12 protein-coding genes are annotated in these 13247 nt (G+C 47.5%); all 12 read right to left on the bottom strand.

What is annotated here, in order from left to right; all coding sequences use genetic code 11:
- Positions 1-204 precede the first annotated feature (204 nt).
- The 12 genes from BLR88_RS08755 to BLR88_RS08805 all read right to left on the bottom strand — a co-directional run bounded on the left by BLR88_RS08755 (position 205) and on the right by BLR88_RS08805 (position 12964).
- A complete protein-coding gene (locus tag BLR88_RS08755) occupies positions 205-1422 on the bottom strand; it encodes an acetyl-CoA C-acetyltransferase (RefSeq protein ID WP_057897401.1) in 1218 nt (405 codons plus the stop codon).
- Between the two features lie 192 nt (positions 1423-1614).
- Positions 1615-4431: a phosphodiester glycosidase family protein gene (locus tag BLR88_RS08760; RefSeq protein ID WP_057897400.1), complete on the bottom strand. Its 2817-nt coding sequence runs from the start codon at positions 4429-4431 to the stop codon at positions 1615-1617.
- Positions 4432-4508: 77 nt separating this feature from the next.
- Positions 4509-5042, bottom strand: a complete 534-nt coding sequence (locus BLR88_RS08765; protein ID WP_139184948.1) for a hypothetical protein — start codon at positions 5040-5042, stop codon at positions 4509-4511.
- Positions 5043-5322: 280 nt separating this feature from the next.
- Positions 5323-6075: a CsxC family protein gene (locus BLR88_RS08770; protein ID WP_057897398.1), complete on the bottom strand. Its 753-nt coding sequence runs from the start codon at positions 6073-6075 to the stop codon at positions 5323-5325.
- A gap of 138 nt (positions 6076-6213) precedes the next feature.
- On the bottom strand, positions 6214-7335 hold the full coding sequence (gene wecB / locus BLR88_RS08775; RefSeq protein WP_175493582.1) for a non-hydrolyzing UDP-N-acetylglucosamine 2-epimerase: 1122 nt from the start codon (positions 7333-7335) through the stop codon (positions 6214-6216).
- A gap of 36 nt (positions 7336-7371) precedes the next feature.
- Entirely contained in the window at positions 7372-8001 is a 630-nt protein-coding gene (gene upp, locus BLR88_RS08780) for a uracil phosphoribosyltransferase (RefSeq protein WP_057897396.1), read from the bottom strand.
- A gap of 185 nt (positions 8002-8186) precedes the next feature.
- On the bottom strand, positions 8187-9437 hold the full coding sequence (locus BLR88_RS08785) for a serine hydroxymethyltransferase (protein WP_057897395.1): 1251 nt from the start codon (positions 9435-9437) through the stop codon (positions 8187-8189).
- Positions 9438-9539: 102 nt separating this feature from the next.
- Complete coding sequence (locus BLR88_RS08790; protein ID WP_057900204.1) at positions 9540-10094, bottom strand: TIGR01440 family protein; 555 nt, start codon at positions 10092-10094, stop codon at positions 9540-9542.
- 54 nt (positions 10095-10148) lie between these two features.
- Positions 10149-10592 (bottom strand): ribose 5-phosphate isomerase B, encoded by a 444-nt coding sequence (gene rpiB, locus BLR88_RS08795; RefSeq protein WP_057897394.1) that lies wholly within the window; start codon positions 10590-10592, stop codon positions 10149-10151.
- Positions 10593-10706: 114 nt separating this feature from the next.
- Complete coding sequence (locus tag BLR88_RS19515) at positions 10707-10865, bottom strand: hypothetical protein (RefSeq protein ID WP_156423981.1); 159 nt, start codon at positions 10863-10865, stop codon at positions 10707-10709.
- 2 nt (positions 10866-10867) lie between these two features.
- Positions 10868-12157, bottom strand: a complete 1290-nt coding sequence (locus tag BLR88_RS08800; RefSeq protein ID WP_091260455.1) for a methyl-accepting chemotaxis protein — start codon at positions 12155-12157, stop codon at positions 10868-10870.
- A 105-nt stretch (positions 12158-12262) separates the two neighbouring features.
- Complete coding sequence (locus tag BLR88_RS08805) at positions 12263-12964, bottom strand: low molecular weight protein arginine phosphatase (protein ID WP_057897392.1); 702 nt, start codon at positions 12962-12964, stop codon at positions 12263-12265.
- Positions 12965-13247: the final 283 nt, after the last annotated feature.

Below are 13247 nucleotides of genomic sequence, written 5' to 3' on the forward strand. Positions count from 1 at the left end.
ACACACTTCCAGCTTTCCACAAAAAAATTCGACATAAACTATCGATTTTTTCAAGAAAAAGGTTAGGAACAACGTGTCATAACGATGTATGATCTATTGTCCCTAACCATAGTACTTAAGCATTTATCGTTTGTCAACAATATGCAAATGGATTGTCACTTTTTCGACAAAACCGACACGTTTTATACGGTTAAATTGTGGTATTTATCTATTTTCTACTTGACAGGATTCAATTTTTTCCATTTCAACGATCGTTGCCACACCCTGTCCACCACCAATACAAAGTGTAGCCAGCCCGTAACGGGAGCCCCGACGTTTCATCTCATGAAGCAACGTTACAAGCACACGTGCGCCGCTCGCGCCAACCGGATGTCCAAGCGCCACAGCCCCACCGTTGACATTAAGTTTCTCATCCGGAATGTTAAGCTCACGCCCAACCGCCAGCGATTGGGCGGCAAACGCTTCATTCGCTTCTACTAGGTCAATGTCATCGATGAGCAGGCTGGCTTTTTCCAGCGCCTTTTTCGTCGCTGGAACCGGACCGATCCCCATGATCGCCGGATCTACACCCGCGCTAGCATTGGCGCGGATAACCGCCATCGGCTTAACACCCAATTGTTCTGCGCGCTCACGGCTCATGAGTACAAGCGCAGCGGCTCCATCGTTGATGCCAGACGCATTGCCTGCCGTTACCGTTCCGTCCTTTTTAAATGCCGGCTTCAGCTTAGCAAGTTGCTCGACCGTTACGCCTGCGCGCGGAAATTCGTCTCTGTCGAACAGAATAGGTGCCCCTTTGCGCTGCGGAATTTCCACCGGCACAATTTCATCGGCAAATTTGTTTTTCTTCATGGCCGCTTCCGCCTTCTGCTGACTCCAAGCGGCGAATCTATCTTGCTCTTCGCGCGTGATGCCGTATTTCTCGGCAAGGTTTTCCGCCGTAATGCCCATATGATAGCTATTAAACGCGCAGATTAGAGCATCTTTCAGCATGCTGTCTTCCACTGTCTGATCGCCCATGCGGTAGCCTGTACGCGCTTTCGGCAGTAGATAAGGCGCAAGGCTCATGTTTTCCATACCGCCGGCCACCACGATATCAGCATCTCCCAGCATAATGCTTTGCGCGGCAAGATGCACAGCTTTTAAGCCGGAACCACATAATTTATTGATCGTCATGGAAGGAACTTCGTGTGGAAGACCTGCTTTGATCGCAGCCTGACGCGCTGGGCCTTGGCCGAGGCCAGCTTGCAGAATATTTCCCATGATTACTTCATCTACTTGATCGCCGGATACACCTGCGCGATTCAACGCTTCTTTAATCGCAATCGCTCCTAACTCGGTTGCGGAAATGTTGCTCAGTGACCCCATGAAGCTTCCAATCGGCGTGCGGACAGCACTTACAATCACGACATCTCTGTTACTCATGACATCTACTCTCCCTCCGCTTTTTTGCATACCTACTGCATACCCGTACTATATTCGATGATAAAAAAGTGGATTCCTGCCAAAAAGAAAGAATTTAATAATAAATTTGACAACAAATCAAATAAGAAAAATTCATAAGCGCGGAGGAAGAAGCGCCGTATCATCTACACCAGAACTTGTTGTCAAACCGAGCTACATGCTTTTCATCATTCGGTCGATGACAACAAGGGACTCAGCGCGGTTCGCCGTACGATTCGGGCCGAATTTGCCGTCTTTATCCCCGCTCAAGTACCCACGTTCTGACAGAAAGCGAATGCTTTCCGCAGCATAGAGCGGAAATGCAGAAACGTCTCCATACGACGGCTGGGCAATAACCGGCTTATCTGGGTTGCCATATCCTTGTTTAATGGCATTATGCATAATGACAGCCATCTGAGCGCGGGTAATCGGCGCATCCGCTTTAAACGTACCATCGTCAAAACCGGCAACAATTTTCTTCTCTACCGCCGAAAGGATCGATGCTTTCGCGTAGTCCGGCAGCTTGTCCCTAAACGGCGACGCAGCAGATGATGATTTGCCTTTTGTCCAGCCAAACGCTCGGTCCATAAATGTCACAAATTGGCCGCGCGTCACAGGAAGAGATGGCCCCATCTTGGTTGGCGTAATCCCGCTGACGATGCCTTTCTTATGCATCTCAAGCAATATCTGTTCTGCCCAGTGTCCTTTAATATCCGTAAACCCGACATCATCCGGCGCCGGTTTGACCGGCGGCGGAGGAGGAGCAGGCGTGGTGCCTGCAGGATATTCAAGCGAAAATTCATCGAAATAAATAACGCCTTGTGTCTCCAGCGTGGAATCTTCCTCATCCACTACATATAGGCTCTTAAGCGAAACAGGATACGCGACATCGGCCGGGAAGCTTGCCGTAACCTCTTTCCAGTCTGTCCAATCGACTTGCTTCGCCAAATCTACATAATGAGTTTTACCTTTAGCATCCACAAGCTCAGCGCGCAGCCAATGCAAGCTATTATCACCATATACCCACATCTTCATGCCCATCGGCCTACCCGGTAGCACGAGTGGCTTCGAACCGAAGCGTCCATAAGCGAAACGCATATCAACATTGGAAGATCCTGTAAAATTGTACTCCAGACGCAACGCTTTTCCGGAAGCTTTCACCGGTTCACCTTCCATTGTCTGGCGGAAGGAGCCATTCGCACTAATAGAGGCTGGGATGGTTGTATAGCTTAATGAAGTTAAATCATCCGTATTGGTCCAGAATGACCATCTTGTTCCTACACTCACCGGCACTTTACGAATAATGTTCTTGTATGTCACAACAAGTTCGCCCGCTTTGTTCTGCTGGCCTGCTGTAATGGTAAAACCCTGCAATGTGCCAAGTCCCGGAGTCAGCGAAGCTTTTACCATACTTGGAGAAGCCGGGATAAGCTGCCCGGTTTTTGTTTTAAGGGAAACGGAGAAATCGATCTTTCCCCCTGACCGCAACGCCAGCGGCGAAGGTGAAACAATAACATCCGTAACATCCTTTACTTCCGGGCTTGCTACCGTCAGATTGAGACTTTTCTTCACGCCTTTGTATTCGCCTGTAATGGTAATCGTACCGCTGCGTTTTGGTGTGAATACATTTTTATTAAACGTTCCGTCTGCCGGATTCGCTGTCCATGTGATTTCGGCCGGGTCCAGCTTATACGGATTATAGTGTTTGTCATATGCCTTCACCGTAATAGCAATCGGTTTGCCAAGCATTGTTTTACCGTCCGTCGTAAACAGGAAGTTCGCAAATTCTCCCGGAGGAGCGGTATTGAAAACGGCGAGACCCGTCGGTACGGCGCGCATGCTGCTGCCAAGCTTCGGCGTATTTAGGAGCGTCGTCTGCGTGTCTCCCGGATAACGTGCCACCATGGTTGTTGAACCGCCGCCATCCAAGTTCGCCGCGTTGTAGGCGCCAAGTTGCTTCATTAACTGTGCCAATTCATCCAGCGTAACCCCACGGCTTTTCGATGGGCCTTCCACGACAACCATGTACAGTGTCTTGCCGTCTTGCGATACGCCGAACGCGGTGCGCGGCTGGTATCCTCCAATATAATCAGACGGAATTTTGCTCAAGGCTTGTCCGTTTTTCACGAGCAACATGTGTCCGCCCACCGCGCTATATAATTCGCGGTCACCGATCGGAAAATCAGTCGTCGTCTGTAATGTAACCTTTACCGGATCGCCAACTTTAAAATGGCTCATCAAGTATTGCTTGCCGACCCCGTGTCCCCATAAGACATATCCGCCCTGCGGAATTGTATAACCGACCGGATTGCCGACACGCATATCTTTCACCTGATCATTAACCACCAGAATCTCTACAGCATCTTCGTATCCCTTAATAGCGCCAAGGCTTGTATAGCCAAAGTCAGCGGTATACAGGTTGATTTTGTTTAAATGGCTTTTATCATTCGTCGGATTGTATTCTTCTTTGTTGACCCCCTGAATAATGGCGGTTGTCCCATCCGGCGCCTGTACTGTGCCCTTGAATCCAAGATGAGATACAATCGCGGTCTTATCATTCAGCAGGCCAAAAGAGTACCAGTTGTTGATTTTCCCCATGGATGACACAAGCTTGCCCCGGTCAAGCACAATGCCAAACGGAGCGCCTTTGCGGTCCATGCGGAAAAAATCGGCGTTAATCGCCGCAATAGCCCCTCTTTCATCGGCCATTTTTTTCACATTTTGTCGAACCGTAAGCTTTCCATTTGTCCCATATATAGGCCCTACTTCCGTGTATGGATTGTTCAGATCGACTTTTGTAACAAAAACATTCGAAGCTTTTCCTCCAATTACAAGCCGATATTTTAGAAGGGTTGTCCCCTCTCCGAGCGGAGATTCGGACAGCTTCTGTAGGGACATGCCTGCAGCCATTCCCTGATACGGCATCTGCAAGGTAATGAACGCAAGTGCAGCCACAAATGCGACAATTACCTTGCTTATGTAACTTTTCATCATCCTTCTCCTTTCTTCTAAAAATTAATGTCATGTTTTCCCCAATTAGTTTAGACGCCGCGAATCAGGGAATGTTTCTACAAAGATTCATTTTTATTTACAGGTGCAAGTACCTCCATAAGCCGGGACTGAAAAATCCGGAAAAACAAGACAGCATTTATTTGCAAATATAGAGAGGCTTTTTTTACCTGTTCGAGCGATGTAATATGCACAGCATTCAATTCGCATATCGGCTCTTCATGCTTTACAGCATAATACTCGCGCTGCACGACTTCCGGACTTTCCCGGAAAAAATATTCCGCTTTCCTTGCCACCTTCGGCTGACGGAGGCGATCCGCCTTCACAATCGGTTCAATTTTATGAAAAGGGATAGATGTTTTCAGACTGTATACCTTTCTACCTTCATCAGCAGCCACATATTGAATATCCGCCGTAAGCATACCGTGAACAAACAAGTAACGGGAAGGGAGTAAAAAGCGACAAGAAAGCGATGAAACTTCCCATTCAATGTCTATCGTTTCTTCCACTCGGTGGGGCAACGAAATCGTTTTCGCTATATTCATGTCTACCTTTTGTCGCGCGATAAGCACCGGAATTTTTATTGCATGCATGCTTCCTCTCGATACACTAAATGAGGAATGCGCTCCCCCCCTATATTGTTGAGCAGGAAAAAGAGCGGCGGTTTTTTTCCTCAGCGAATGTTTCCGCTTCTTCTTTTTCCGTTTTTTTTTCTTCGGCTGCTTTATGGTGGAAGTAAGACGGTAACTATCTAGCATGCTGGCCCCCCCTTTCTCTCCTATTCATCAGGATATAGACGAAATCCTGTCCTCGTTCGCCTATTTTATCGGAGAAGCCAGCTGTATACCCGTTTAAACGCAGCCTTTCAGGCTATTATTCTTCGGGAGGAGTTGGAGGAACATTAACGTGCACCTGCTGATTTTGCAGCACTTTAACGGTAAGATCGAGCACCATTTTTTGAATAATTTCCCTAAATACCCCTTCTTCAAATGGGCCACCTTGCAGTGGCTCACGATCAAGCGCTTCATCCCATTCGGTAATATCAGCGCGTACTAGCTCACAAAAGACTTGCTCATTGAAGAATTCAACGCTTTGTTGATGGAACTGCGACAAGTCCGTAGACATGAGGCGGTCTTTGGATGGGAATCCCTGAGGCAGCGGCCGTTCTACCAGAAAATCAAATTCTTCGCGCACATTGAAGAATGGGCCAACCGGTGGCGTGAGGAATTCGGCAATTTCCGCTACGCAATCGAAAGGAACATCTACCGTCAGAGAATTAATAACAGAGCGCACTTCGACCGCATCACGCGGAGAACCCGAAGGTGTTACGTACTGAATATTCTTGCGCACAAAACCGCTCAGGAACAACTTGGCGCGCAGTTCCTCGCCCGGCAGAATACGCGGCTGGATCAGACGGCATTGCGTCAGTTTTACACGCTTTTTGATTTTCTTGATTTCAAGCACATCTTCTGGAAACGTAATACGCGCTCTTATCGGCAACTGTACCGATACTTCCTGTAACAGCACCGGAACTTTGATAATGGGGTTACCCCTGGTTAGGTTAGGTCGAACCACGCGCGCATCACATTCATTTACGCTAGCCGATTCATCGAAATTGATGGGCATTACCAATTCCCCCCTTGAAATTTGACATACTGCATATTATGAGACAGGACGAACTCTGTATAGACATAATACCCAGGACATACGTGGATTTTTTATATAAACAAAAAAAGCGCGCCCTATGACAGGGCACGTCCTATATTATGGTAAAAACGGCATTGGCTTTTTGTCTCGCAATCCAAAATAGTAAAGAATTGCTTCACAAATACGGCGGGAAGCTTCACCGTCTCCATAAGGATTGACCGCTTTTGCCATTTTTTCGTATGCTCCCCGGCTTGTCAACAATTCATCGGCCAAGCTAAAAATCGTCTCCTCATCCGTCCCAGCCAGCTTCAGGGTGCCGGCCGCAATGCCCTCCGGGCGCTCCGTCGTGTCACGCAATACAAGCACAGGCACGCCAAAAGCCGGCGCTTCCTCCTGTACACCGCCGGAATCAGTCAAAATCAAATAGGAGCGGGACATAAAATTATGGAAGTCCACCACGTCCAGCGGTGCAATCAGACGAATGCGTTCATGTTCACCCAAATACTTGTTAGCCGCTTCCTGAACCACCGGATTAAGGTGTACAGGATATATGACAGCAATGTCCGGGTGCTTGTCCACAAGACGGCGAATCGCTCGGAACATACGCGCCATCGGCTCTCCTAGGTTCTCGCGTCGGTGCGCCGTCATGAGTACCAACTTCTTGCCGGCCATCTCTTCCAGCACTGGGTGCGTATAATCTTCGCGCACCGTTGTTTTTAAAGCATCAATCACCGTGTTCCCGGTTATGTAAATCGCATCGTCTTTCTTATCTTCCTTCTTCAAGTTTTCCGCCGCCTGAGCGGTCGGTGCAAAATGAAGATCAGAGATTACTCCCGTCAATTGCCTGTTCATCTCTTCGGGATACGGCGAATATTTATTCCATGTGCGCAAACCCGCTTCTACGTGTCCCACCGGAATCTGATTATACAGCGCGGCCAGGCTGGCGGCGAATGTCGTCGTTGTATCGCCGTGGACAAGCACCATATCCGGCTTTTCTGCCTTCATAACCTCATCAAGGCCTTCCAGAACACGGGTTGTAATCTGTGTAAGCGTCTGACGTTCTTTCATTACATTAAGATCCGTGTCGGGCGTAATTGAAAAAATATCAAGCACCTGATCCAGCATCTGTCTGTGCTGGGCCGTTACGCAAACAAATGGTTCCAGTTCTTCATGACACTGCAATTCATGGACAAGCGGCGCCATTTTTATCGCTTCCGGCCGTGTGCCAAACACGGTCATAATTTTCTTTGTGACCAAGATTTCACCTCATTTGTATTACTTTGTACCGAACAAGCGGTCTCCAGCATCTCCAAGGCCCGGAACAATGTAGCCATGGTCGTCCAGCTTTTCGTCTACCGCAGCCACATAAATGTCGATTTCCGGGTGAATTTGTTGGAATTTTTCGATGCCCTCCGGCGCGGCAATCAGGCACATAAGTTTCATGTTTTGCGCACCGCGGTTTTTCAAAGCGGTAACCGCCGCAGCCGCAGAACCACCTGTAGCAAGCATCGGATCGATGACGATCAATTCACGTTCGTTTATGTCAGTTGGGAGTTTTACGTAATATTCAACTGGCTCCAGCGTTTCCGGATCGCGATACAAGCCAACGTGTCCCACCTTGGCCGCAGGGATGAGCTTGCGCATGCCATCTACCATACCGAGACCAGCTCGCAAAATCGGAACAAGACCTACTTTTTTACCAGCGATCACTTTTGTTTTACAGGTTGTAACCGGCGTTTCGATTTCGATCTCCTTAAGCGGCATATCGCGCGTGATTTCATACGCCATCAACATCGCGACTTCATCAACCAGTTCACGAAACTCCTTCGTACCTGTACGCTTATCACGAATGTATGAGAGCTTATGTTGAATTAATGGATGGTCTAATACGTATACTTTACCCATCAGGGAAGCCTCCTGTCTGCATAACATAAAAAAAGTCTGATTACTGTTGACTGCTTTTTGCACTGCGTTATATTATAGCAGACTGGAATTGGAGATGCATCTGTGAAAAGGAAATCCAACGAGGCAATTTATTAACAATTAAAAGGGATGAAGCAAACACTCCATCCCTTTTCGCATGTGTAAACTTAAATTTCTAGGTGCGGATACATCGGGAATTTTTCGCAGAGAGCAACGACACGTTGTCGTGCTTCTTCCTGTTTCGTTCCATCCTGCGGATTTTTCAGGCATAGCGCCATAATCGCAGCAATTTCTTTCATTGCTTCTTCATCAAAACCGCGGCTTGTAACCGCAGGCGTACCGATACGGATACCGCTCGTCACAAACGGACTTGCCGGGTCATACGGAATGGTGTTCTTATTGCATGTAATACCTACTTCGTCCAGTAAGTGCTCAGCGTCTTTACCTGTCAGGTTCATATTACGCACGTCGATCAAAATCAGGTGGTTGTCTGTGCCTCCGGAGATCAGATTGAAACCTTCGGCTTTCAATGATTCAGCCAACTGTTTCGCGTTGGCGATAATGCGTGCGGAATACTCTTTAAATTCCGGCTTCAACGCTTCACCAAAAGCCACCGCTTTGGCTGCGATAACATGCATCAGCGGACCGCCTTGAATACCAGGGAATACCGCTTTGTCGATTGCTTTTGCGTATGCCTCTTTGCACAAAATCATACCACCGCGCGGACCGCGGAGCGTTTTGTGCGTCGTCGTCGTCACAAAATCGGCATACGGCACCGGGGTTGGATGATGACCAGTCGCTACAAGACCCGCAATATGCGCCATATCCACCATCAGGTATGCCCCCACACTATCGGCGATCTCGCGCAGTTTTGCAAAGTCAATGACGCGTGGATAGGCGCTTGCGCCCGCTACAATCATTTTCGGCTTATGTTCTTCCGCTTTTCTGCGGACATCTTCATAATCAAGCACCTGTGTGTCTTTGTCCACACCGTATTCCACAAAGTTATACAAAGTACCCGAGAAGTTGACCGGGCTTCCATGCGTTAAGTGGCCTCCATGGGAAAGATTCATGCCTAGCACAGTATCTCCGGGCTTCAAGAATGCAAAATATACCGCCATATTTGCCTGTGCGCCAGAGTGAGGTTGCACATTGGCATGTTCAGCCCCGAACAGTTGCTTCGCACGGTCGCGCGCCAAATTCTCAACAATATCCACATATTCGCATCCGCCATAGTAACGCTTACCCGGATAACCTTCTGCGTATTTGTTCGTTAGTACCGTACCCATCGCTTCCATAACCGCTTCACTGACAAAGTTCTCGGAAGCGATAAGTTCGATTTTTGAACGCTGGCGGCTCAGCTCCAATCTAATCGCTTCCGCTACTTCCGGATCATGCTTTTTCACTTGTTCTAGCATCCTCTCTTCTCCTCCTATTATACAATTGGCTTAATCAGTCACCATCCTTTTGCGATTTGAAATCATTGGACGAATGACAAATATTAAAAATAGTAGGTATTGTTAATGACAGTTTTCTTCTAGCGAGGTGCGTTCATACACCGCGCGCGCTCCCCCGATTAGTTTCGGACGCGTAACGGCCATCGTTACGTGCGCTTCCCCAATTTGTCTAATACGAGGACGTACCGGTACAGCCACCGGTTTTAAATGCATGCCGATGAACGTATCACCAATATCAACGCCAGCATCAGCCTGAATCGACTCCACGACAACGGCGTTCCGCATTTTTCGAAACGCACAAGCCGCCATCGCTCCACCCGCTTTGGGAACAGGAACAACAGTGACTTCAGACCAGCCGAAGCGCTCGGCTGTTTCCTTCTCTACCACAAGCGCCCGGTTTAAATGCTCACAACACTGGAACGCGACGGAAAATCCGAACTTCTTGCGCGTATCTTCAATCGCTTCATACAGCGCAGCCGCTACTTCTTCGCTGCCTGCCGATCCAATCTGTTTGCCAATAATTTCACTCGTGCTGGTTCCAAATACAAGGACATGCCTTTCACCAAGCGGCCTGACCATCAGCAAATCTTCCAGAATCAAAGTAAGGTCTTGCTTCATTTTTTCTACATTCACAGGTCTTCACGCTGCCTTTATCAGAACGGATGGTAACAATCAATATTTCTCCTCAATTTCTTTAATTTTCTCTATCCGACGCAGATGACGCCCGCCAGAAAATTCAGTTTCGAGCCAAATTTTCGCAATTTCGAGCGCCAATCCTGACCCGATTACACGCGCACCCATTGCGAGAATATTGGAGTCGTTATGCTCGCGCGTCGCCTTTGCGGTGAAGCAGTCGTGCACCAGCGCACAGCGAATGCCTTTCACCTTGTTCGCGGCAATGGACATACCAATACCGGTACCGCAGATAAGAATCCCGCGATCAAATTCTCCCGCTGCTACCTTCTCAGCAACCGGAAGGGCATAGTCTGGATAATCGACAGAATCTTCGCAGTTACAACCAAAATCTTCATATTCAATACCTGCTGATTCAAGATACTTCTTGATTTCTTCCTTCAATGCGTAACCGCCGTGGTCAGCAGCAATCGCAACTCTCACGTATGACTCCTCCGTTTCTGTGTATCCTTTCCATCTCCTATGTATTATACCCGATTCGGAGCAAATGCATAGAGGATATTTCGAACGCAATATGAAAAACCTGTACATTTTTGATTATACATCATAAATTGTTCGGAAATAAAGCGTTTCTTTTGTCGACATCTGCCTAAATGTTTCCCGGGAAATCGACAGCATTTTATTTCCTGCTTCGACATCCCGGTTTTCGTAACACAAGAAAAACTCGCGGGCAATGCCCACGAGTCCTTTTTCCACTCTTATATCTGGAATTTCGCTACATGCTCCTTCAACTGTTCCGATTGTGTGCGCAATACCTGACCCGCAGCCGCCACTTCCTCCATAAATGCTGTTTGATCCTGCGTCGCCTGATAAATGACCTCTGCGCCATGCGACGTTTCATTTGCTACCTTGGCCACATTGCGAGCGTCCTGCATCATTACTTTCATGTTTTCACTCTGTTTTTCGATAAGAGACGCAATATGTTCCACGGAAGCTACCACTTCATGTACGGAACCGGCGATATTTCGCAACGCTTCCGTCGTTTGTTCCCCTCGTTCTGACTCTGCATCCGCAATCGTTACTTGTTCTTCAATTTGCTTTACTGCATTCGCTACTTCACGCTGCATCTGTTCAATAAGCGCAGTAATATTCGCAGCCGCTTTGCCGCTTTCATCCGCAAGTTGTCTTACCTCATCCGCCACGACGGCAAACCCTTTTCCATGCTCACCAGCCCGGGCCGCTTCAATACTAGCATTCAGTGCCAACAAATTGGTCTGTCCGGCCAACTCGCTTACTACTCGCGTAATGCTGCCGATCTGTGCCGCATTCTGCTCCAATCTGCGGACGGTCTGAATAGAATGTTGGTTTTCTTTCGCTAACTTGTGCATTCCCTCTACAAGCGATTCCACGACTTTACTGCTTTCTGTAAGCGTCGTGAGCATTTGCTGTGACAATTTGCGAGAATGTTCAGCGTATTCATTCGCTTCTCGGCTTAATTCTCCCGCCGCCTCCACCGACTCCGCCATCGTCTTTGTATGCCGTGCCTGACTTTCAGCGCCGCGCGCAATTTGATCCATCGTAACGCTAATTTGCTCAATTTGCACTGCAGCCTGTTCAGATGCAGCAGTTAATTCATTTACGCTCTTTGCTGCATGCTCGGATGAAAGATCGATATCTTTAATCATGGTTCGCAAATTGGTAATCATTAAAGCAAATGAATGAGAAAGAGCCGCGATTTCATCGTCTGATTTTGGCTCTTTGATTTCTACTCGCAAATCGCCTGCGGAAGCGCGCGCAGCGGCCTGCTCTAACTCTACAATTGGTTTCGAAATCCAACGTGCTACCATCCACCCAAATATGCAGGACCAGAGCACACCTAGCACGAGCGTCAACAGCGTAAACATCCAATGCGGGATGATGTGAGTCGCATAATCGCTTAACACAAAAATAAAAAATGCACTTGTGCCGTACGTAACGGTGGACAAAGCACCAATCCCTAACACAAGCTTTTTTTCCAAACTAAACGAATAAGTCCGCTTCTTGTCCATACTGCTCCCCCCTGCAATTATAAGAAACGCATTACATCTATTGCATTGCCCCTATTATTTATTATTATCGGATAGAAGCAGGGCAGTTATTGACTAAATTTGTATTTATTTACGATGAAAATTTCGTATTTTTTCAATCATGTCAAGCAAGCGTATAAGTGACTCTTCGATTTCCTGAGCGCACTTTTCATATGTCTCCAACGTTCCACCGAACGGATCAACAATATCATAATCAGGCTTCTGGCTTTCAAGAATCGCGATTTGATTACGTTCCTCGGCCGTTGCCTGCATCATTTTCTCTTTCCAATTATCCAGCTTCTCGCGCACGAGTTCCAGTTTATGATAAAGTTGCTGATATTCTTCCTCAAGCTTGTTGATCTCTTCATAATGTTCTTTCATGAATTGCGTTTGTTTGGCTTCCAATTGCTCATATAAACGATTCAGTTCTTGAAGCCTCTTCCGGGCGCTCTCTGAAGTATCCGTATATTCCTTAAGCGTGTGTACTTTCCCCTGGAATTCAGGGTATCGTTGTATTAATGTATGTTTATGGGATTCCGTCATTGTTACGATAAGGTCGGCCCATCGCAGCAAGTCCTCATTGACCGTCTGTGAAGTATGTTCTTCTTCGATTCCTTTCTTCTCAAGAACCTTTACAGCATTGGGAGAAGCGGCCGAACCTTGCACGGCGAACAAGCCTGCTGATTTTGCTTCCGCTTTCACTCCCCGTTCCGCAGCCAATTTTTTGAATATTTTTTCTGCCATCGGACTGCGGCAGGTGTTTCCGGTACAAATAAACAAAATGCGCATTCAATTCCTCTCCTTTCTTTCCCGCTTTTCTCCTCCATTGTTTTCCGAATGCCATGAAATTGCAAGATCGCAGGAAAAGTTTCTTCTCTATATTATCTTACCTTTCCTCTTTCCTAATAAGTCATTTGAACCTCTCATGGCTAAAGCCACGAGATTCTTGGCTAGTCCGCTCTACCGAGCAGAATTAGTACATGATGTACCCCAAGCTATCCCCGCAGTTCCTGTGGTTTTTGACAATATGCGTTGAAATCTTTTGCAAGTAGTCTTCTCGAGCATTTGCAAT

The sequence above is a fragment of the Aneurinibacillus thermoaerophilus genome, assembly GCF_900099925.1.
Taxonomy (GTDB): Bacteria; Bacillota; Bacilli; order Aneurinibacillales; family Aneurinibacillaceae; genus Aneurinibacillus; species Aneurinibacillus thermoaerophilus.

What these genes read in the sequence shown, in the direction of transcription:
- BLR88_RS08755 (WP_057897401.1), bottom strand. Translation starts at nt 1,422, where the DNA reads ATGAGTAACAGAGATGTCGTGATTGTAAGTGCTGTCCGCACGCCGATT.
- BLR88_RS08800 (WP_091260455.1), bottom strand. Translation starts at nt 12,157, where the DNA reads ATGGACAAGAAGCGGACTTATTCGTTTAGTTTGGAAAAAAAGCTTGTG.
- BLR88_RS08785 (WP_057897395.1), bottom strand. Translation starts at nt 9,437, where the DNA reads ATGCTAGAACAAGTGAAAAAGCATGATCCGGAAGTAGCGGAAGCGATT.
- BLR88_RS08790 (WP_057900204.1), bottom strand. Translation starts at nt 10,094, where the DNA reads ATGAAGCAAGACCTTACTTTGATTCTGGAAGATTTGCTGATGGTCAGG.
- BLR88_RS08805 (WP_057897392.1), bottom strand. Translation starts at nt 12,964, where the DNA reads ATGCGCATTTTGTTTATTTGTACCGGAAACACCTGCCGCAGTCCGATG.
- wecB (WP_175493582.1), bottom strand. Translation starts at nt 7,335, where the DNA reads ATGACCGTGTTTGGCACACGGCCGGAAGCGATAAAAATGGCGCCGCTT.
- upp (WP_057897396.1), bottom strand. Translation starts at nt 8,001, where the DNA reads ATGGGTAAAGTATACGTATTAGACCATCCATTAATTCAACATAAGCTC.
- BLR88_RS08770 (WP_057897398.1), bottom strand. Translation starts at nt 6,075, where the DNA reads ATGCCCATCAATTTCGATGAATCGGCTAGCGTAAATGAATGTGATGCG.
- BLR88_RS08760 (WP_057897400.1), bottom strand. Translation starts at nt 4,431, where the DNA reads ATGAAAAGTTACATAAGCAAGGTAATTGTCGCATTTGTGGCTGCACTT.
- BLR88_RS08765 (WP_139184948.1), bottom strand. Translation starts at nt 5,042, where the DNA reads ATGCATGCAATAAAAATTCCGGTGCTTATCGCGCGACAAAAGGTAGAC.